General features: G+C 71.2%; 14 protein-coding genes. 6 read left to right on the forward strand and 8 right to left on the reverse strand.

Annotated features, from left to right (window positions below):
* Nucleotides 1-53 precede the first annotated feature (53 nt).
* From AB0A65_RS09785 to AB0A65_RS09795, 3 genes are all read right to left on the reverse strand, one after another.
* Nucleotides 54-2,402 carry a bifunctional (p)ppGpp synthetase/guanosine-3',5'-bis(diphosphate) 3'-pyrophosphohydrolase gene (locus tag AB0A65_RS09785; protein ID WP_359949122.1) on the reverse strand — a complete coding sequence of 783 codons (2,349 nt, stop codon included), beginning with the start codon at nt 2,400-2,402 and terminating at the stop codon, nt 54-56.
* Nucleotides 2,403-2,582: 180 nt separating this feature from the next.
* Nucleotides 2,583-3,476 carry a peptidylprolyl isomerase gene (locus tag AB0A65_RS09790; protein ID WP_359949125.1) on the reverse strand — a complete coding sequence of 298 codons (894 nt, stop codon included), beginning with the start codon at nt 3,474-3,476 and terminating at the stop codon, nt 2,583-2,585.
* A gap of 30 nt (nt 3,477-3,506) precedes the next feature.
* The gene (locus tag AB0A65_RS09795) at nt 3,507-3,833 is read right to left on the reverse strand and encodes a hypothetical protein (RefSeq protein WP_359949128.1); all 327 of its coding nucleotides are present in this window, start codon (nt 3,831-3,833) and stop codon (nt 3,507-3,509) included.
* 229 nt (nt 3,834-4,062) lie between these two features.
* On the opposite strand from AB0A65_RS09795, the gene AB0A65_RS09800 reads away from it, so the two are divergent.
* A complete protein-coding gene (locus AB0A65_RS09800) occupies nt 4,063-4,731 on the forward strand; it encodes an MBL fold metallo-hydrolase (RefSeq protein ID WP_359949131.1) in 669 nt (222 codons plus the stop codon).
* A gap of 48 nt (nt 4,732-4,779) precedes the next feature.
* Complete coding sequence (gene hisS / locus AB0A65_RS09805; protein WP_359949134.1) at nt 4,780-6,105, forward strand: histidine--tRNA ligase; 1,326 nt, start codon at nt 4,780-4,782, stop codon at nt 6,103-6,105.
* Between the two features lie 46 nt (nt 6,106-6,151).
* Here hisS and AB0A65_RS09810 read toward each other — a convergent pair whose 3' ends face one another.
* From AB0A65_RS09810 to AB0A65_RS09830, 5 genes are all read right to left on the reverse strand, one after another.
* Nucleotides 6,152-6,994, reverse strand: a complete 843-nt coding sequence (locus AB0A65_RS09810; protein WP_359949137.1) for an SDR family NAD(P)-dependent oxidoreductase — start codon at nt 6,992-6,994, stop codon at nt 6,152-6,154.
* Between the two features lie 75 nt (nt 6,995-7,069).
* On the reverse strand, nt 7,070-8,266 hold the full coding sequence (locus AB0A65_RS09815) for an FAD-dependent oxidoreductase (RefSeq protein ID WP_359949139.1): 1,197 nt from the start codon (nt 8,264-8,266) through the stop codon (nt 7,070-7,072).
* Between the two features lie 102 nt (nt 8,267-8,368).
* Nucleotides 8,369-9,316 (reverse strand): RNA polymerase sigma factor SigJ, encoded by a 948-nt coding sequence (sigJ, locus tag AB0A65_RS09820; RefSeq protein ID WP_359949142.1) that lies wholly within the window; start codon nt 9,314-9,316, stop codon nt 8,369-8,371.
* Nucleotides 9,317-9,369: 53 nt separating this feature from the next.
* A complete protein-coding gene (locus AB0A65_RS09825; RefSeq protein ID WP_359949145.1) occupies nt 9,370-10,185 on the reverse strand; it encodes a hypothetical protein in 816 nt (271 codons plus the stop codon).
* 135 nt (nt 10,186-10,320) lie between these two features.
* Nucleotides 10,321-11,274, reverse strand: coding sequence for a DUF1720 domain-containing protein (locus AB0A65_RS09830; protein WP_359949148.1), 954 nt, complete (start codon nt 11,272-11,274; stop codon nt 10,321-10,323).
* A 366-nt stretch (nt 11,275-11,640) separates the two neighbouring features.
* Here AB0A65_RS09830 and gltB point away from each other — a divergent pair, with 366 nt between their 5' ends.
* The 4 genes from gltB to AB0A65_RS09850 all read left to right on the forward strand — a co-directional run bounded on the left by gltB (nt 11,641) and on the right by AB0A65_RS09850 (nt 20,053).
* A complete protein-coding gene (gltB, locus tag AB0A65_RS09835) occupies nt 11,641-16,119 on the forward strand; it encodes a glutamate synthase large subunit (protein ID WP_359949151.1) in 4,479 nt (1,492 codons plus the stop codon).
* The gene (locus AB0A65_RS09840) at nt 16,112-17,581 is read left to right on the forward strand and encodes a glutamate synthase subunit beta (RefSeq protein WP_359949154.1); all 1,470 of its coding nucleotides are present in this window, start codon (nt 16,112-16,114) and stop codon (nt 17,579-17,581) included. The genes gltB and AB0A65_RS09840 overlap by 8 nt, the downstream gene beginning before the upstream one ends.
* Nucleotides 17,582-17,749: 168 nt before the next feature.
* Nucleotides 17,750-19,159: a pyruvate kinase gene (pyk, locus tag AB0A65_RS09845; protein ID WP_359949157.1), complete on the forward strand. Its 1,410-nt coding sequence runs from the start codon at nt 17,750-17,752 to the stop codon at nt 19,157-19,159.
* Nucleotides 19,160-20,053 carry an acyl-CoA thioesterase II gene (locus AB0A65_RS09850; RefSeq protein ID WP_359949160.1) on the forward strand — a complete coding sequence of 298 codons (894 nt, stop codon included), beginning with the start codon at nt 19,160-19,162 and terminating at the stop codon, nt 20,051-20,053.
* Nucleotides 20,054-20,205: the final 152 nt, after the last annotated feature.

Here is a 20,205-nt window from a genome sequence, read left to right on the forward strand (position 1 = left end):
ACCTTGCTTTCTGGTGGGCGGGTTGGCGACCGGCCCACCATATATCGCGAGGACTAGGTGCGTTCGGCCCCGGTGAGGCGGTAGGCGTCGTAGACGCCGTCGACCTTGCGGATCACCTTGATGATGTGGTCGAGGTGCTCCGGGTTCGCCATCTCGAACGTGAAGCGCGACAGGGCGACCCGGTCGCGGGTCGTGGTCACCGTGGCGGAGAGGATCGAGACCCGCTCGCCGGACAGGACCTGCGTGACGTCCGCGAGGAGGCGGTGCCGGTCGAGGGCCTCGACCTGGACCGTGGCGACGAACGTCGCCTGGTCGTCCTCGTGGGACCAGTGGACCTCCAGGACCCGGTCCGGCTGAAGCTCGATGCGCTCCTCGGCGTTCTCGCAGTCCCTGCGGTGCACGGAGATCACGTGGTAGCGGGTGGCGAAGCCGATGATCGAGTCGCCCGGGATCGGGTTGCAGCAGTGGGCGAGGCGCACCGGCATCTCGCCCTCCTCCATCCCCGCCACGGTCACCGCGGCGTGGATGTCGCCGTGCGCCTCGGGGACGATGCGCGCGGGCTGCGTGGGGGCGGTGGCCTCGGCCATGTCCTCGGCGGCGCCCTCGGCCCCGCCCTGGACCTCCAGGAGCTTCTGGACGACGCCGGAAGCGGAGATGTGGTGCTCGCCGAGGGCCGCGTACAGGGCCTCGACGTCCTTGAGGTTGAGGTCCTTCGCGAGGGACGTCAGGTTGTCGTGCGAGAGCATCCGCTGGAGCGGCAGGCGCCGCTTGCGCATCGCGCGGGTCAGCTCGTCCTTGCCCAGCTCGATGGCCTCTTCGCGCCGCTCGCGCTTGAAGTGCTGCTTGATCTTGGTGCGCGCGCGCGGGCTCTTGACGAACGCGAGCCAGTCCTCGCTGGGGGTCGCGTTCTCGGAGTTCGAGGTGAACACCTCGACCACGTCGCCGTTCGACAGCGTCGACTCCAGCGGCACGATCTTGCCGTTGACCTGCGCGCCGATGCAGCGGTTGCCAACCTCGGTGTGGACGGCGTACGCGAAGTCCACGGGCGTCGAGCCCGCGGGGAGGGCGATGACGTCGCCCTTGGGCGTGAACACGTACGCCTCGGAGGAGGCGAGGTCGAAGCGGAGCGCGTCGAGGAACTCCGAGGGGTCGGCGGCCTCGCGCTGCCAGTCGAGGAGCTGGCGCAGCCACGCCATGTCGTCGATGTGCGCGGGGGGCCCGGCGACCGTGGAGTTCTTGGTCTCCTTGTACTTCCAGTGCGCGGCGATGCCGTACTCGGCGGTGCGGTGCATCGCCCACGTGCGGATCTGCATCTCGACGGGCTTGCCGTTCGGGCCGATCACCGTGGTGTGCAGCGACTGGTACATGTTGAACTTGGGCATCGCGATGTAGTCCTTGAAGCGCCCCGGCACCGGCTGCCAGTTCGCGTGGATCACCCCGAGCGCCGCGTAGCAGTCCCGCTCGTCCTCGACGAGGATGCGCAGGCCCACCAGGTCGTAGATGTCGTTGAAGTCGCGGCCGCGCACGATCATCTTCTGGTAGATCGAGTACAGGTGCTTCGGCCGCCCGGAGACCTCGGCCTTGATGCGCGAGCCCTTCAGGTGGTCCTTGACCTGGGCCACGACCTGCTGGAGGAGCATCTCCCGCTGCGGGGAGTGCTCGGAGACCAGGCGCGCGATCTCGGCGTACCGCTTCTTGTAGAGCGTGGCGAACGAGAGGTCTTCGAGCTCCCACTTGATCGTGTTCATGCCGAGCCGGTGGGCCAGGGGAGCGAGGATCTCCAGCGTCTCCCGGGCTTTCTGCTCCTGCTTCTCGGGCGGCAGGAACGTCAGCGTGCGCATGTTGTGGAGCCGGTCGGCGAGCTTGATGACGAGGACGCGAGGGTCCTTCGCCATGGCGACGACCATCTTGCGGATCGTCTCGGCCTTCGCGGCGTCGCCGAGCTTCACCTTGTCGAGCTTCGTGACGCCGTCGACCAGGAGCGCGACCTCGCCGCCGAACTCGTCGCCGAGCTCGTCAAGCTGGTAGTCCGTGTCCTCGACGGTGTCGTGGAGGAGGGCCGCGACCAGCGTGTTCGTGTCCATGCCGAGCTCGGCGAGGATCGACGCGACCGCGAGCGGGTGCGTGATGTACGGGTCGCCGGACTTGCGGAACTGCCCGTTGTGCAGCTGCTCGGCGCGCGTGTACGCCTGCTGGAGGAGCCGCACGTCGGCGCGGGGGTGCGCGGCCCGGTGGGCCGCCACGAGCGGCTCCAGGACTTCGGGGAGGGTCGAGGACTGCCACGGCGCGTTGAAGCGCGCCAGCCGGGCCCGCATGCGGCGCCCCGTCGGCGGGCCCATGGGGCCGCCCGAGGTGGGCGCGGCGTCAGCGGGATTGCCGGACGCGGCTCGCTCGGTCACCACGCACGCCTCCTCGGTATCGCACGGCACTTCAGCTTCTCAAAGCCTCAACAAGGCTCCGATACGCATTAATCCTAGCCGCGGGGCGCAGCCCGGGCGGCTTGCGCTGCCCCGACCGCGCCCGCGACTGGATCACATCGAAAACGCTGTCACGTCGAGGACGCCGTCGCGTCCTGAACGCCCTTACATGACGCCCGCGGCCGCGACCTGCTCGACGATGTCCAGACCCGAGGTGATCTGGCCGAGGATCGTGTAGTCCGCGCCCAGGGTCGTGTCCTCGTAGACGATGAAGAACTGGCTGCCGGTGGTCCCGGCGCCCGCGTTGGCCATCGCGATGGTCCCGGCCGGGTAGTTCGCCTCGTCCTCGACCGGGGTGTTCTCCTCGCCGTACTGGTAGCCGGGGGAGCCCGCGCCGGCCATCTCGGGCGTGCCGGCCTCGATCGCGGCGCGCGCGTCGGGGTCGCCGCACTGGAGGACCCAGATGCCGTCGGTGGTCAGGCGGTGGCACTGCTGGCCGTCGAAGTACCCGTCCTTCGCGAGGAACGTGAAGGACCCGGCGGTGCACGGGGCCTGGGCGGTCTCAATGTCGGCGGTGATCACGCCGAGGTTGGTCACGATGGTCATCTCCTGCGACCCGGCGGCGGGCTGGGTCGCGAGCGGGACCGGGCTGGTCCCGTCCATCGAGGTGTACATGCACGAGGCGGTCTCGGAGGCGTCCGGGGCCGTCATCTGGAGGCATTCGAGGTAGACGTCCTGCACGGGGCGGCCGTCGGTGAGGCCCTCGGTGGCGGTGCCCGTGGCGCCCTCGCCGCTGGGCTCGACGTCGCCGCAGCGGTCGGCCGCGGCCTGCGCGTCGCTCACGAGCTGCTGCACGTCGGGGTCGCCGCCGGACTTGTCGTCGTCGGGGCCGAGCCACGCGAACGCGCCCCAGGCCAGGAGCACGAGGGCCGCGAGCGCGCCCACGCCGCCGACGCTCCACGCGACGGTGCGCCTGCGGCGCTCCTCCTCGGCCTTGACGGCCATGCGCTGCTGCAAGTGCTGGCGGGCCGCCAGTCGCTGAGCCTGTTTCGACGCCACCGTCGGATCTCCTTCGCGCGGTTAGGGGTCTTACTCGGTCTCGGTGTCGGTCGGGGTCTCGGAGGACTCCGCCGTCGGGTCGGCCGTGGCCGTCTCCTCGGTGCCGTCGGTCGGCACCTCGGTCGCCAGCGGGTCCTCGGTGATCTCGGACGTCGGCTCCTCGGCCGCGGGCTCCTCGTCCTTGAAGAACCCGTCCTGCCAGAGGTACACCAGGGTCAGCACGGCGGCGACGGCGAGGAGCCCTCCCAGCGCCTGGAGCTGGCGCCGCCTGCGCAGCTTGCCCGCGAGTCGCGCGTTCTTCTTCGCGTTCGCGATGCGCTGCTTGCGCTGCTCCATGTGCTTGGACTTCGCGGGCACCTGGACTCCTCATGACGTTCGCTTGTGTTGGGGGTTACGAGTTCCGCAGTCTAACCGGGTCAAGTCAGACGCGTCACCGCAGGATGCCGCATGTAAAATCGTGCCTGCCGGGGTCGGCTAGGAGAGCCGCGCTCCCCGCTCGCGCGGGGATGAGCCCGTGTGGTCCAGTTGGCCATGGGTCAGAACGACGTGTTCCCCGCTGACGCGGGGTTATCAAAGGGGAAGCCAAGTGCTCGTCGAAACAGTCGTAGCCGATGCGTTCGGTACGAACTGTTATGTGCTCTCCTCAGGCCGCGGCTCCGAGTGCGTTGTGGTCGACCCCGGCATCGGTGTCGCAGCCAGGCTCGACGATGTGTTCAAGCGAGATAATCTGAAGCCGGTTGCAGTCCTGATCTCGCACGGGCACTTGGACCACACGTTCTCCGTGACGCCCGTGTGCGGCGCGAACGACGTCCCCGCGTACATCCACACCGACGACGCCCACCTGCTCGCCGACCCCGCCCAGGGCTTCAGCGCGAACATGATGGCCCTCGTGGGCACCGGCCTCGACTGGACCGAGCCCGACGACGTGCAGGTCCTCGCCGACGGCGGCGCCGTCGAGCTCGCGGGGATGCGGTTCTCCGTGGACCACGCGCCCGGGCACACCGCCGGGTCGGCCATGTTCCACACCACCGGCGACGAGGCCGCGTACACGCTGACCGGCGACGTGCTGTTCCGCGGCGCGATCGGCCGCACCGACCTGCCCGGCGGCTCCGACGCGGCCATGCAGGAGACGCTGCGGACGAAGGTCCTCCCGCTCGACGACGGCGTCGTCGTCCTCCCCGGGCACGGCCCGGCCACCACGATCGCGGCCGAGCGCGCCCGCAACCCGTACCTGAAGCGCCTGACCGCCCATTAGGGACGGCCCGCTTCCTTTTCCGATCGAACTACGCGCTAGGAGACTCCCATGTCACGACCCCAGCCGCTCTCGGGCTTCCCCGAACTGCTGCCCCGGCAGCGGATCGTCGAGCAGCAGGTCGTGGACCATCTCCGCCGCGCCTTCGAGCTGCACGGCTTCGCGAACCTCCAGACCCGCGCCGTCGAGCCCATGGACCAGCTGCTCCGCAAGGGCGAGACCTCGAAGGAGGTCTACGTGCTGCGCCGCCTCCAGGCCGACGACCGCGACGCCTCCGACGCCGAGCTGGGCCTGCACTTCGACCTGACCGTGCCGTTCGCTCGGTACGTGCTGGAGAACGCCGGGAAGCTGAACTTCCCGTTCCGCCGCTACCAGATCCAGCCGGTCTGGCGCGGCGAGCGCCCGCAGGGCGGCCGGTACCGCGAGTTCTGGCAGGCCGACATCGACATCGTGGACCTCGGCGAGCTCCCGGCCCACTACGAGGTGGAGGTGGCGCTCGTCGTCGCCGACGCCCTCAAGGGCCTCCCGCTGCCCAAGGTCCGCATGCACGTCAACAACCGCAAGCTCTCGCAGGGCTTCTACCAGGGCCTCGGCATCGCCGACACCGAGGAGGCGCTGCGGATCATCGACAAGCTCGACAAGATCGGGCGCGACGCGACCGCGAAGCTCCTCATCGACGGCGTCGACGCGACTCCCGAGCAGGCCGAGGCGTGCCTGAAGCTCGCCTCGATCAGCGCCGAGGACTCCTCGTTCGTGGACGAGATCCGCGCGCTCGGCGTCACCGACCCGCTCCTGGAGGAGGGCCTCACCGAGCTGGCCGCGGTGGTCGACGCCGCGGCGGCCGCGGCCCCCGGCTTCGTCGTCGCCGACATGAAGATCGCCCGCGGCCTCGACTACTACACCGGCACGGTCTACGAGGTCTTCATCGAAGGGGAGGAGCACCTCGGCTCGGTCTGCTCCGGCGGCCGCTACGACAAGCTCGCCTCCGACGGCAAGAACACGTACCCCGGCGTGGGCCTGTCGATCGGCGTCTCCCGCCTCCTGGTGCCCCTGCTCCAGGCCGGGAAGATCGACGCGACCCGCGAGGTCCCCACATGCGTCCTCGTCGCCCTCAACCACGAGGACGACCGGCCCGCCTCGAACGCGATCGCCCAGCGCCTCCGCGCCCGCGGCATCCCCGTGCAGGTCTCGCCCTCGGCCGCGAAGTTCGGCAAGCAGATCAAGTTCGCCGACAAGCGCGGCATCCCGTTCGTGCTCTTCACCAACGACGAGGGCACCCAGATCAAGGACATCCGCTCCGGCGACCAGGCCACCGTCGACCTCGACACCTGGAACCCCCCGGCGGAGGACCTCCACCCGCGGATCACCGCCGAATAAGCACGCGAAAGCGGGCGCCCCTCGGGGCGCCCGCTTTTCAACGCCCTCAGACCGACAGCTCGCCCTGTGCCTCCAGCGACAACTCCTGCCACTCCTCCCAGCCCTGGAGCCGGGCCGCGTACGCCTGCTTGAGCATCGGGTGGAAGCCCAGGCCCCACAGGACGCGCAGCGGCGGCCGCTCCAGGTCGACCAGTTTCAGCATCGCCCGCGCCGACGCGGCCGGGTCGCCCGCGGGCTGGCCCTTGACCGCCTCGGCGAGCCGCTCGCGCAGCGGCACGTACGCGGGGTGCGCGGCGGCCATGTGGCCGTTGTCGAGCGGGTCCGGGTTCTTGCCCTTGCGGGTGGCGAACCCGCCGGGCTCGACGATGGTCACCTTGATCCCGAACGGTGCGACCTCGCCCGCGAGCGCCTCGTTCAGACCCTCCAATGCCCACTTGGACGCGTGGTAGGCGCCGCCGAGCGGCATCGCGATGAGGCCCGCCGCCGAAGAGAGCTGCACGATGTGGCCCGAGCCCTGCGCCCGCAGGTGGGGGAGGACCGCCTGGACGACCCACACGGCGCCGTAGAAGTTGGTCTCCATCTCGCCGCGCAGCTCCGACTCGGACAGCTCCTCGACGGCGCCGACCTGCGCGTACCCGGCGTTGTTGACGACCACGTCGATGCGGCCGAAGTGCGCGACTGCCGCTTCGACGGCCGCGTCCACCGCGGCCTTGTCGGTGACGTCCACGGCGAGCGGCAGGACCGCGTCGCCGTACTTCTCGGCCAGCTCGCCGAAGCCCTCAGTGCTCCGCGCGGTGGCCGCGACGCGGTCCCCGCGGCCCAGGGCGGCTTCGGCGAACTCCCGGCCGAGGCCGCGGGACGAACCGGTGATGAACCAGACCTTGCTCATGACGATCTTCCTTTGCATTGTGCGCGTGGGGGAGCGGGCCCGGACGGGGTGTCGCCCGGGCCCTTGGGGAGGGACTTAAGCGAGGGCTTTGACGGCGGTACCGGTGTGCTCGGCGGCCTTCGCGACGCGGCGGCGGCGCACGGGCATCCCGTAGGTCGGGTTGGCGACGCCCCAGGCGGCGCCTTTGCAGATGATCTCCTTGTAGCGGGCGGCGAACCGGCCGCGGAGGGAGACCGTGCGGGTGCGGTCGTCGGCGTGCACGTACTGGATCAGGCCCTCGCTGCGGCCCAGGCTGATGCACTGGTTGAAGTACCCCAGCGGCACCTTCCCGGCCTTCGCGCCGGTGAGGCGGGTCGTGATCGCGTCGGCCGCGGTCTGGGCCATCGGGATGCCCGAGGCGCACGACATGCGCAGCGGCTTCCCGGCGTCGCCGATCGCGTAGCCCGCGTCGCCGACGGCGAACACGTCCGGGTGCGACACGGAGGCCATGTCGCCGTCCACGACGATCTGGCCGCGGTCGGTGGTCTCCATGGTCGTGGCGGCCGCGATCGGGTGGACCGCGAACCCGGTGGTCCACACGGTCGCCGCGCTGGCGATCCGCGTCCCGTCGGCGGTGACGATCTCGCCGTCGCGCACTTCGGCGACGTCGGTGTGCTCGTGGACGCGGATGCCGAGCTTCGCGAAGACCTTCCGCAGGTGCGCCTGGGCCTTGGGGGAGACCCAGTCGCCGAGATCGCGGCGGGCGATGATCGCGACATCCAGGTCGGGGCGCGCCTCGGCGAACTCGGTGGCCGCCTCGATCCCGGTGAGGCCGCCGCCGACGATCGTGACCGTCTGCCCGGCGTCCATGCGGGCCAGGCGGTCCCGCAGCTTGAGCGCGCCGGGGCGGCTCGCGATCTCGTGGGCGTGCTCGGCGGCGCCGGTGACGCCGTGGTCGGTCCAGCCGCTGCCGAGGGCGTAGACGAGCGTGTCGTAGGCGAGGGTCTCGGCGCCGTCCGCGCCGGTGACCGCGACGGTCTTCGCGTCGGCGTCCACCGCGGTGACCTTCGCGAGCTTGAGTTCGACGCCGGTCCCGGCGAACATCTCCGCGAACGGGCGCGGCTTGAGGTCCTGGCCCGCGGCCAGCTGGTGGTTGCGGACGCGCTCGACGAAGTCGGGCTCGGCGTTGACGAGCGTGACGGCGACGTCGTCGGCGTGCAGCCGCCGCGCGAGGCGGCCGGCGGCGAACGCGCCGGTGTATCCGGCGCCGAGGACGATGATGCGGTGCTGCATGGGCTTGCTCCTGTCTGCTTCGTGTTCGCGACCTGAACCGGACGGGCCCGCGATTGCTGACAGGAACGAGGAGTGAAGCACGTCACATGACGTGAGGGCAGGTCAGAACGCCTGCTCGACCAGGGGCTCCCCGTGGTCGAGCGTCGCCCACAGCGCCGTCGCGCGTTCGAGCTTGTCGGGGTTGACCTGGGTGCGGCACGCGGCGACGCCGTCCGCCGAGATCTCGACCGCCATGATCCCGACGACCTTGTCGCCGACGACCGCGACGAGGCCCGGTTCTCCGTTGACGGGCCACGAGTACAGGTCGGCGGTGCCGCCGATCATGTCGCGCTTGACCGCGGCGGGCCGGAACATGCCCCACAGGAACTTCGCGACCGCGGTCGCGCCCTCGAACGCCTTCGCGCGGGCCGGGACCTTCCCGCCGCCGTCGCCGATCGCGATCGAGTCGTCGGTGAGCAGCTCCAGCAGCGGCTCGACCGAGCCGCCGGTGGCCGCCGCGAGGAACTCCTCCACGATGCGGCGCGCGGCCGCCCGGTCGATCTCGGTGCGGGCGCGCCCGTCGGCGACGTGCTTCTTGGCGCGGTGGAAGATCTGCTGGCTGCCCGCCTCGGTGATGTCGAGGATCGCGGCGATCTCGCGGTGCGGGTAGTCGAACGCCTCGCGCAGCACGTAGACGGCGCGCTCGTTGGGGGACAGGCGCTCCATGAGCGTCATGACCGCGTACGAGACGGACTCGCGCTGCTCGGCCGTGTCGGCCGGGCCCAGTATCGGGTCGCCGCCGAGGACCGGCTCGGGCAGCCACTCGCCGACGTACGTCTCGCGCCGCGCCCGCGCCGAGGTGAGCTGGTTCAGGCACAGGTTCGTGAGGACCTTCGTCAGCCACGCCTCGGGGACCTCGATAGATGCGACCTCGGCGCCCTGCCAGCGCAGGAACGCCTCCTGGACGGCGTCCTCGGCCTCGGCGGCGGAGCCGAGCATCCGGTAGGCGATGGCCGCCAGGCGCGGCCTGGCGGCCTCGAAGCGGTCGACGTCGTCCAGGGTCAGGGTCATGGCCCGATCCTAGCTCCGCCCGCGCGGTGCGGCGGCCTCGTTGGGGCCGTGGGCTATCCGACCTCGCGGACGCAGTAGAGCGCGGTGATCGAGTCGATGTCGGGGTCCCAGTCGCGGCCCGCGGCGATCGCGGTGTCCGTGTAGTAGTACTGGGTCCACTCGTAGCCCTCGCAGGCGTCGGCGGCGGCCACGGCGTGGGTCGGGTCGCTCGGGTCGGCGTCGGCGGGGGCCTGGACGATGTGCACGACGTACCAGTAGGCGGTCTCGCCCTCGCAGTCGACGACGTAGAACCCGGTGGTGACGTTCTCGATGCACTCGCCTTCGACGGGCACGCGGTAGTCGGACTCGCCCGCGCTGGTCGCGGCGTCGGTGGGCTCCTCGCTGGTCTCCTCGACGGCGGCGCCGGTGGTCTCCTCGGCCGCTTGGCTCGTGGACTCCTCGGCGACGGGGTCGCCGTCGTCCTTGCCGAGGTTCATGGCGAGGACGGTGCCGCCGACGGCGACGGCGAGGACCACGACGACGAGGGTGACGATGAGCCTGGTGTTGCCGCCGGTGCGGGGCGGCGGGGGCGCGGCCTGCCCGGCCATGAACGCGCCGCCGGGCGGGCCGGGCGGCGGCGGGGGCGGCTGCTGGTACCCGGCGGGCTGGCCGGGGACGTAGCCGGGGGCGGCGGGGGAGTACGGGAGGCCGGGCGGGGCGCTGCCGGGCTGGACGTTGAGCGGCGGGTTGCCGTAGCCGGTGCCGGGGCCGTACACGTCGGGGCGGGAGTACGGGTCGGCGTCGGTCGTGTAGTGCTGGGGCGCCGAGGGCTGGCCGTAGCCCGGCTGCTGCTGCGAGGGGTCGTAGGGGTTCGGGGGCGGGTAGGTCATGGCGGCTCTCCGTCGGGTGGCCGTACTCGGGGCGGTTCCCCTCCATCATAGGCGGACCCGGCGAGCGCGCCCCTGTCCTGGAACGGCGAGGGCCGCCCCCGCGGTGCGGGGACGGCCCTCGGTGTCGTTGCGGTGCTACAGGTTGTCGCTGGAGCAGTAGGCGCCCCAGATGAGCCCGTCGCCGCCGTACAGGGCGGCGGCGTAGTAGCCCGAGTTCGGACAGCCGCCCAGCGCGGTGGTGGAGTCGAACGCGGACTCCTCCAGCGGCGGGTCGTACGCCTCGACCTCTTCGACGGTGTACAGCGCGCCGGGCGCCGAGCAGTCGATCTTCAGTCCGCTGCCGTCGGTGCAGTCGCCGGTGTTCGGGGTGACCGGGAGGGCGCCGTCGGCGTTCTCCTTCTCGATCGCGGTCAGGCACAGCAGGTAGTCGACCTTGCCGCCGTCCCAGTCGTACACGTAGAAGTACGACTGCCAGACCTCGCCGAAGGCGCCGCGCAGCGCCACGGCGCCGCACTCGGCCTCGACGCCCGCGTAGTCCTCCAGCTCGCCGAGGGAGTCGGCGCGCAGGTCGGGGTCGTCCACGACCTTGTTGACGGTCCAGTACGACTCGGCCGCGTCGCACTCGGCGGTGAGCTCCGCGGTCGGGTCCTCGGAGGTGGTGGACGCGTTGAGGTCCTCGATGAGGCAGTCGCCTTCGGCGACCGACGTCGAGGAGTCGGAGTCGGTCAGGTCGTCGAGCGCGTTGCCCGCGTCGCCGTCGTTCGCGACCAGCCGGACGATGAAGATCACGCCGATGATGAGGACGACCGCGATGGGCGCCAGGATCTTCCACACGAGGCCGCCGCCACCGCCGCCGCCGGACGGCGGCATGGGCGGCGGGGCGCCGTAGGGGCCGCCGGGCGTTCCGGGAGGCGGCGGGTAGCCGGGCTGCTGGCCGAAGCCGGGAGGCTGGGTCTGCCCGTACTGGGGCTGGGACGGCTGCCCGTAGCCGGGCTGCTGCGGCTGAGGGGCGTACCCGCCCGGCTGCTGCTGCGGGTAGCCCGGCTGCTGCGGCTGCTGTCCGTAGCCAGGGGGCGGGGGATAGGTCATTGGAAGAAGACTCCTTGCGAACGTACTCTGGTCGAGGGGGTGGCTGCACGGGATGGGCACCGTGCGATATGGGATCACTCTAACCACCCGCGTCCACCGGTCCGCACGGCCCGGCCTCGGGTGGAGGTGCTGTTACACCCCCATTACGCGAAGGTTGCGCACTACTCGGGAGCCCGCCTGAGGGTTCGTTCAGAAAAACGGCCCGACCTGCTCGGATCGTAGGACGATGGTGTCTGACAGATGAGCGATGCATTACACTCGTCTGACACTTTGCATTCTCTCGGGCCGACGTCGTCCCGTATGAAACACCGCTGTGCTCCAGCGCCCCCACCTGCTGCGAGCGCTCGACGACGAAGGAGGCCAAGGTTGCGTTCTGCCCTGAACTCTGAGCCCGGTCTTTACCGCCCCGCCTGGGAACACGACGCCTGCGGCGTCGCCTTCGTCGCGGACATGCAAGGCAGGGCCGCGCACGACGTCATCGAGCGCGGGCTCTCCGCGCTCGTGCGCATGGAGCACCGCGGTGCCACCGCCCCCGACCCGGACTCGGGCGACGGCGCGGGCATCATGCTCCAGATCCCGGACGCCTTCTACCGCGACACGGTCGACTTCCCCCTCCCCGAGGCCGGCCACTACGCCGCCGGGCTCGTCTTCACCCCCGAGGACGACGACGCCACCCTCCGCGCCCGCGCGATCGTCGAGAAGTACGCCGTGGCCGAGGGCTGCCGCGTCCTCGGCTGGCGCGACGTGCCCACCGACGGCTCCGGCCTGGGCGCCGCCGCCCTCGCCTCCAAGCCCCGCGTCTCCCAGGTGTTCCTCGCCGCCGAGGACGCCGCCGCCTCCGGGATCGAGCTGGACCGGCTCGCGTTCTGCGTCCGCAAGCAGGCCGAGCGCGAGATGCGCGAGCGCCAGCTCGACGGCGCCGCGATCGTCAGCCTCTCCGGCCGCACCGTCGTGTACAAGGGGATGCTCACCCCCGCGCAGGTCCCGCAGTTCTACCCCGAGCTCGCCGACGAGCGCCTGACCTCCGCGATCGTGCTCGTCCACTCCCGGTTCTCCACGAACACGTTCCCGTCGTGGCCGCTCGCCCACCCGTTCCGGATGGTCGCCCACAACGGCGAGATCAACACGATCCGCGGCAACCGCAACTGGATGACCGCCCGCCAGGCCGACCTCGCGACCGCGGCGCTGCCCGGCCGCCTGCGCCGCCTGTTCCCGATCAACACGCCCGGCGGCTCCGACTCCCTCAACTTCGACGAGGTCGTGGAGCTGCTGCACCTCGGCGGGCGCAGCCTGCCGCACGCGATGCTCATGATGGTCCCGGAGGCGTGGGAGCACAACGCCACCATGGACCCCAAGCGCCGCGACTTCTACCGCTACCACGCGTCCATCATGGAGCCGTGGGACGGCCCGGCCGCGGTCTGCTTCACCGACGGCGTGCAGATCGGCGCGGTGCTCGACCGCAACGGCCTGCGCCCCGCCCGCTGGTGGCGCACCACCGACGACCTCGTCGTCCTCGCCTCCGAGTCCGGGGTCGTCGACATCGACCCCGCGAAGGTCGCCGCCAAGGGCCGCCTGGAGCCGGGCCGCATGTTCCTCGTGGACACCGAGGCCGGCCGCATCGTCGACGACGAAGAGGTCAAGGACTCGCTCGCGAAGGAGCACCCCTACGGGGACTGGCTCCACGCCGGGCTCATCCGCCTCGAAGAGCTGCCCGAGCGCAAGCCGCGCACCTACGACCGCGAGACCGTGCGCCGCCGCCAGTTGACCTTCGGCTACACCGACGAAGAGCTCCGCCTCCTCATCGCCCCCATGGCGGCCACCGGCGCCGAGCCGCTGGTGTCGATGGGCTCCGACACGCCCATCGCCGGGCTCTCCAAGCGCTCCAAGCTCCTGTTCGACTACTTCACGCAGCTGTTCGCGCAGGTCACCAACCCGCCGCTCGACGCCATCCGCGAAAAGCTCGTCACCGCGCTCGGCACCACGGTCGGCCCCGAGGGGAACCTGCTCGAACCCGGCCCGCACTCGTGCCGCCAGATCGAGCTCGCGCGCCCGATCCTCTCCAACGAGGAGCTCTCGAAGATCCTCCACATCGACGAGGACGGCGACATGCCCGGCTTCCAGGCCGTGCGCGTCTCCGGGCTCTACAAGGCCCGCCACGGCGCCCGCGGCATGAAGGACCGCCTGGTCGAGATCTGCCGCCACGTCTCCGAGGCCATCGAGGACGGCGTGCGCATCCTCGTGCTCTCCGACCGCGACTCCACCGCCGACCTCGCCCCGATCCCCTCGCTCCTGCTCACCGCCGCCGTGCACCAGCACCTCGTCCGCGAGCAGACCCGCACCAAGGTCGCGCTCCTGGTCGAGACCGGCGACTGCCGCGAGGTCCACCACGCCGCGGTCCTCCTCGGCTACGGCGCCGCCGCGATCAACCCGTACCTGGCCTTCGACTCCGTCCAGGAACTGGCCGCCCAGGGCGTCGTCGACGTCGAACCCGCCCAGGCCGTCGAGAACTACATCAACGGCCTGTGCAACGGCGTGCTCAAGGTGATGTCCAAGATCGGCATCTCCACGATCGCGTCCTACACCGGCGCGCAGATCTTCGAGGCGGTCGGCCTCGACACCGACTTCGTGGACCGCTACTTCACCGGCACCGACTCCTCCATCGGCGGCATCGGCCTCCAGACCCTCGCCAAAGAGGTCGCCGAGCGCCACCGCGCCGCCTACGAGCGCAAGATCGAGATCTCCGAGCCGCTGCCCCCGGGCGGCGACTACCAGTGGCGCCGCGAAGGCGAGGTGCACCTGTTCAACCCCGAGACGGTGTTCCTGCTCCAGCACGCCACCCGCTCGGGCCAGTACGAGGTGTTCAAGCGCTACACCGACAAGGTCAACGCCATCGCCGCCGACTCCGGGCTCCTGCGCGGGATGCTCGGCTTCCACGACACGCGAGAAGCCGTCCCGCTCGACGAGGTCGAGCCCGTCGAGACCATCGTCAAGCGGTTCCACACCGGCGCGATGTCCTACGGCGCGCTCTCCATCGAGTCGCACGAGACCCTCGCGATCGCCATGAACCGCCTCGGCGGCCGCTCCAACTCCGGCGAGGGCGGCGAGGACGTCGACCGCCTCTACGACCCCGAGCGGCGCTCCGCGATCAAGCAGGTCGCCTCCGGCCGCTTCGGCGTCACCTCCGAGTACCTCGCCACCGCCGACGCCATCCAGATCAAGATGGCCCAGGGCGCCAAGCCCGGCGAGGGCGGCCAGCTCCAGGGCAACAAGGTCCACCCGTGGATCGCCAAGACCCGCAACTCGACCCCCGGCGTGGGCCTCATCAGCCCGCCCCCGCACCACGACATCTACTCCATCGAGGACCTCGCGCAGCTCATCCACGACCTCAAGCACGCCGGAGGCGGCGACGCCGAGGTCCACGTGAAGCTCGTGTCCGAGGTCGGCGTCGGCACCGTCGCCGCGGGCGTCTCCAAGGCCAAGGCCGACACCATCCTCATCTCCGGCTACGACGGCGGCACCGGCGCGTCCCCGGCGAACTCGATCAAGCACGCGGGCACCCCGTGGGAGATCGGCCTCGCCGAGGCCCAGCAGACCCTCGTCCGCAACGGCCTGCGCGACCGCATCCGCCTCGAAGTCGACGGCGCCATGAAGACCGGCCGCGACGTCGTCGTCGCCGCGCTCCTCGGCGCCGAGGGCTTCGGCTTCGCCACCGCCCCGCTCGTCGTCACCGGCTGCGTCATGATGCGCGTCTGCCACCTCGACACGTGTCCCGTCGGCGTCGCCACCCAGGACCCCGTCCTGCGCAAGCGGTACACCGGCGAGCCGGAGTTCGTGGAGAACTTCTTCCGCTACATCGCCGAAGAGGTCCGCGAGATCCTCGCTGACCTCGGCTACCGCTCGCTGGACGAGGCCATCGGCGACGTCGAGCGCCTCAAGCAGCTCCCCGCGCCCGGCCGCAAGGCCGCCCGCGTGGACCTCGCGAAGGTCATCGCCGCGCCCGTCGAGGGCCCCCGAGTCCAGGCCACCGTCCAGGACCACGGCGTCCACGCCACCCTCGGCGCGGCCCTCGTGGACCTCGCCCGCCCCGCGATCGAGCGGGGCGAGCGCGTCGAGGCCGACCTGCCGATCCGCAACACCGACCGGTCCGTGGGCGCGCTCCTCGGCGCGGCCGTCTCCCGCGCCCACCGCGAGGGCCTCCCCGACGACACCGTGAAGCTCACCTTCCGCGGCACCGCCGGGCAGTCCTTCGGCGCGTTTCTCACCCGCGGCGCCACGTTCAAGCTCGTCGGCGACGCCAACGACTACGTCGGCAAGGGCCTCTCGGGCGGGCGCCTCGTGCTCACCCCCGACGCCGGGGCCCCCTTCGCCGCCGAGGAGAACGTCATCGCCGGGAACACGCTCCTCTACGGGGCGACCTCCGGCGAGGCGTACATCCGCGGGAAGGTCGGCGAGCGCTTCGCCGTCCGCAACTCCGGCGCCGTCGCCGTCGTCGAAGGCGTGGGCGACCACGGCTGCGAGTACATGACCGCCGGCACCGTCCTCGTCCTCGGGCCCACCGGCCGCAACTTCGCGGCCGGCATGTCCGGCGGCACCGCCTACGTGTGGCGCCTGGACGAGTCCCGCACCAACACCGCGCTGGCGGACCTCGACCCGCTGTCGGCCTCCGACATCGACCTGGTCCACTCGCTCCTGCTGCGCCACGGCCGGGCCACCGGCTCGGCGGTCGCGTCCGAGCTGCTCGGCAACTGGCCCAAGGCCGCCAGCGGCTTTACGAAGGTCATCCCGCGCGAGTACAAGGCCGTTCTCGCCCTCCAGCAAGCCCAGACGGAGGCCGGCAATGCCTGACCCCAGCGGATTCCTCCAGCACCAGCGCGAGGTCCCCAAGAAGCGCCCGATCCCGGTGCGCATCCTCGACAACCGCGAGGTGTACACCCGCACGTCCGGCGACCTCGTGACGGCCCAGGCCGCGCGCTGCATGGACTGCGGCATCCCGTTCTGCCACAACGGCTGCCCGCTCGGGAACCGCATCCCCGAGTGGAACGACCTGGCCCGCACCGACCGGTGGGGCGCCGCGATCGAGCAGCTCCACGCCACGAACAACTTCCCGGAGTTCACCGGGCGGCTGTGCCCGGCGCCGTGCGAGGCCGCGTGCGTCCTCGGCATCGGCGACGACCCGGTGACCATCAAGAACATCGAGGTCGAGATCATCGACCGGGCCTTCGACGACGGCAACGTCGAGCCCCGCCCGGCCGCGTTCGCGACCGGCAAGTCGGTGGCCGTGGTCGGCTCGGGCCCCGCGGGCCTGGCCGCCGCCCAGCAGCTCGCCCGCGCGGGCCACTCGGTCACGGTGTACGAGCGCGACGACGCCCCCGGCGGGCTCCTGCGCTACGGCATCCCCGACTTCAAGCTGGAGAAGCGCCACATCGACCGCCGCGTCGCCCAGATGCGCGCGGAGGGCGTGGAGTTCCTCTGCGACGTGAACGTCGGCGTCGACATCACCTCCGAGGACCTGCGCGAGCGCCACGACGCGGTCGTGCTCGCCGTCGGCGCACTCGAAGGCCGCGAGACCGACCAGCCCGGCCGGGAGCTCGCGGGCATCCACCAGGCGATGGAGCACCTCGTCGGCGCCAACCAGGTCGCGGCGGGCAAGGCCCCGTTCGCGCCGATCGACGCCAAGGGCAAGCACGTGGTCATCATCGGCGGCGGCGACACCGGCGCGGACTGCCTGGGCGTGGCCCACCGGCAGGGCGCGGCCTCGGTCCGCCAGCTCGACCTGTACCCGATGCCGCCCTCGGACCGCGACGACGGCAAGGACCCGTGGCCGACCTGGCCGGTCATCGTCCGCAACTACCCTGCGCACGAGGAGGGCGGCGAGCGCAACTACGGCTCCGCGGCCGCCGAGTTCGTCGGCGACGAGCACGGGCACGTCCGGCAGATGCGCCTCTCGGAGGTCACCGTCGACAAGTCCCAGGGCCGCCGCGACGTCGTCCCGGTGCCCGGCACCGAGCGGCTCGTCCCCGCGGACCTGGTGCTCCTCGCGATCGGCTTCGCCGGGACCGAGGAGCAGCCGCTGCTGCGCCAGCTCGGCATCGAGCGCACCCGCCGCAACGTGATCGACTGCGGCGAGGACTGGCAGACGGACGCGCCCGGCGTGTTCGTCGCCGGGGACGCCCACCGCGGCGCCTCGCTCATCGTGTGGGCGATCGCGGAGGGCCGCGCCGCGGCCGCCGCCGCGCACCGGTACCTCGGCGGCCAGACGGCGCTCCCCGCGCCGGTCGCGGCCTCCGCACAACCGCTCGCCGCATAACGTGCAATAGGCGGAATTGAGCGCAGTAAATATGCTCGGGCACAATCGCCCCTGACGCACTGCGCTCAATTCCGCCTACGCTTTTTTCGTATTCACATACGGTGAATCACAGCTCTCAACTGCGGTGACCCCCTGAGTGCGAGTGAGCGTCCGATATAACATCGCAGGGTGACTCGTAGAGCAAAAATCGTCTGCACCATCGGGCCTGCGACCGCCACGCCCGAGCGCATGGCCGGCCTGATCGACGCGGGGATGAACGTCGCCCGCATGAACTTCTCGCACGGCGCCCAGTCCGACCACGAGGCCGTGTACCAGATGGTCCGCGACGCCGCCGCGGCCGCCGGGAAGCCCGTCGCGATCCTCGCCGACATGCAGGGCCCCAAGATCCGCCTGGGCACCTTCGCCAACGGCTCGGAGCAGTGGAACGCGGGCGACCGCATCAAGATCACCTCCGACGACGTCGACGGCACCCACGACCGCGTGTCCTGCACCTACAAGAAGCTGCCGGCCGAGGTCACCAAGGGCGACCGCCTCCTGGTGGACGACGGCAAGCTGGCGCTCGAAGTGCTCGGCGCCGACGACACCGACGTCGAGTGCCTGGTCGTCGAGGGCGGCCCGGTCTCCAACAACAAGGGCCTGTCGCTCCCGAACGTGAACATCAGCGTCCCGGCACTCTCCGAGAAGGACATCTCGGACATGAAGTTCGCGTTGAACCTGGGCGTGGACCTCATCGCCATGTCGTTCGTGCGCACGCCCGACGACGCCCGCCTGGGCCACAAGGTGATGGACGAGGTCGGCGTGCGCCGCCCGATCATCGCGAAGGTCGAGAAGCCCGAGGCCGTCGCGCGCCTCGAAGAGATCGTCCTGGCCTTCGACGGCGTCATGGTCGCCCGCGGCGACCTGGGCGTCGAGATGCCCCTCGACGAGGTCCCGATCGTGCAGAAGGAGATCGTGCGCCTCTGCCGCGAGAACGCGAAGCCGGTCATCGTCGCCACGCAGATGCTCGACTCGATGATCGAGAACGCCCGCCCGACCCGCGCCGAGGTCTCCGACGTCGCCAACGCCGTCCTCGACGGCACCGACGCCGTGATGCTCTCCGGCGAGACCTCGGTCGGCAAGTACCCGATCGGCACCGTCCGCACCATGGCGAAGATCGTGGAGACCACCGAGTGCGGCCCGATCGGCCTGCGCGAGCTGCTCCACGACCCGCGCACCAAGTCCGGCGCCGTCACGCACGCCGCCGCCGACATCGCCGACGCGATCGGCGCGAAGGCCCTCGTCGCGTTCACCCAGACCGGTGACACCGTCAAGCGCCTCGCCCGCCTGAAGCCGAACCGCCCGATCTACGGCCTCACGCCGATCGAGTCGGTCCGCAACCAGATGGCGCTCTCGTGGGGCACCGACTCGTACCTCGTGGAGCACGTGGACCACACCGACGCGATGTTCCAGCTCGTCGACAAGACGCTGCAGGAGCACCACCTGGCCGCCCCCGGCGACCTCGTCGTGATCGTGGCGGGCACCCCGGCGGGCACGCCGGGCTCGACCAACACGGTCCGGGTCCACCAGATCGGCTCGTAGATGGTCGAAGTCCTCGTGGGACAGGACGCCGTGGACTCGCTCCTCGGCGTCCTCGACCTGGAGCCGATCGACGCGGGCCTGTTCCGCGGCCCCCGCACCGAGGGCGGGCTCCAGCGCGTCTTCGGCGGGCAGGTCGCCGGGCAGGCGCTCGTCGCCGCCGGGCGCACCGTCCCGGCCGACCGGCGGGTCCACTCGCTGCACGGGTACTTCGTGCGGCCGGGCGACTCGACCAAGCCGATCATCTACCAGGTGGAGAACATCCGCGACGGCCGCTCGTTCTCGGTGCGCCGCACGGTGGCGCTCCAGGGCGGGCAGACGATCTTCTTCATGTCGGCCTCGTTCCACACCGGCGAGCAGGGCCTGGAGCACTCCGGGCACGCCCCGGCGGACGTGCCGGGGCCGGACTCGGTCCCGCCGCTGAGCGAGCAGCTGAAGACCCACCCCGAGCGGCTCGGGATCTGGGCGCGCAAGCCGCGCCCGATCGACGTGCGGTACATCGGCGGCTCGGGCTTCTCCGCGTCCGGAGAGCGCCCGGCCCTGGAGCACCAGCGGGTGTGGATGAAGGCCGACGGGAAGCTCCCCGACGACCCGCTCATCCACGTGTGCGTCCTGACGTACGCCTCGGACCTGACGCTCCTGGACTCGGTCCTGTCGCGCCACGGCGCGGTCTGGGGCCCCGGCGGGTACCTCGGGACGAGCCTGGACCACGCCCTGTGGTTCCACCACCCGTTCCGCTTCGACGAGTGGACCCTGTACGACGCGGTCTCCCCGACCGCGGCCGACGGCCGCGGCCTGGCCCAGGGCCGCTTCTACGACGCCGCGGGGCTGCACATCGCCTCCGCGACGCAGGAGGGCCTGCTCCGGCAGACCCCCGAAGCGCCCGGGGTCCCCTAGGCGCGGTCCCGCAGTGCGGGAGCGATCTGACGGACGGTGAGCAGCTGATTGAGGCTGATTTCACCGATTTCGAGGGGGTCGGTACCGGTAAGGGCCGAATGCTATGGTCGGCGTTCGTCCCCGGTACCGACCCCCATCGTCATCGGCCGGTC

This window comes from Glycomyces sp. NPDC047010 (genome assembly GCF_040644205.1).
GTDB lineage: Bacteria > Actinomycetota > Actinomycetes > Mycobacteriales > Micromonosporaceae > Glycomyces.

What these genes read in the sequence shown, in the direction of transcription:
- AB0A65_RS09830 (WP_359949148.1), bottom strand. Translation starts at nt 11,274, where the DNA reads ATGACCTATCCCCCGCCCCCTGGCTACGGACAGCAGCCGCAGCAGCCG.
- hisS (WP_359949134.1), top strand. Translation starts at nt 4,780, where the DNA reads ATGTCACGACCCCAGCCGCTCTCGGGCTTCCCCGAACTGCTGCCCCGG.
- sigJ (WP_359949142.1), bottom strand. Translation starts at nt 9,316, where the DNA reads ATGACCCTGACCCTGGACGACGTCGACCGCTTCGAGGCCGCCAGGCCG.
- AB0A65_RS09850 (WP_359949160.1), top strand. Translation starts at nt 19,160, where the DNA reads ATGGTCGAAGTCCTCGTGGGACAGGACGCCGTGGACTCGCTCCTCGGC.
- AB0A65_RS09825 (WP_359949145.1), bottom strand. Translation starts at nt 10,185, where the DNA reads ATGACCTACCCGCCCCCGAACCCCTACGACCCCTCGCAGCAGCAGCCG.
- AB0A65_RS09815 (WP_359949139.1), bottom strand. Translation starts at nt 8,266, where the DNA reads ATGCAGCACCGCATCATCGTCCTCGGCGCCGGATACACCGGCGCGTTC.
- AB0A65_RS09810 (WP_359949137.1), bottom strand. Translation starts at nt 6,994, where the DNA reads ATGAGCAAGGTCTGGTTCATCACCGGTTCGTCCCGCGGCCTCGGCCGG.
- AB0A65_RS09840 (WP_359949154.1), top strand. Translation starts at nt 16,112, where the DNA reads ATGCCTGACCCCAGCGGATTCCTCCAGCACCAGCGCGAGGTCCCCAAG.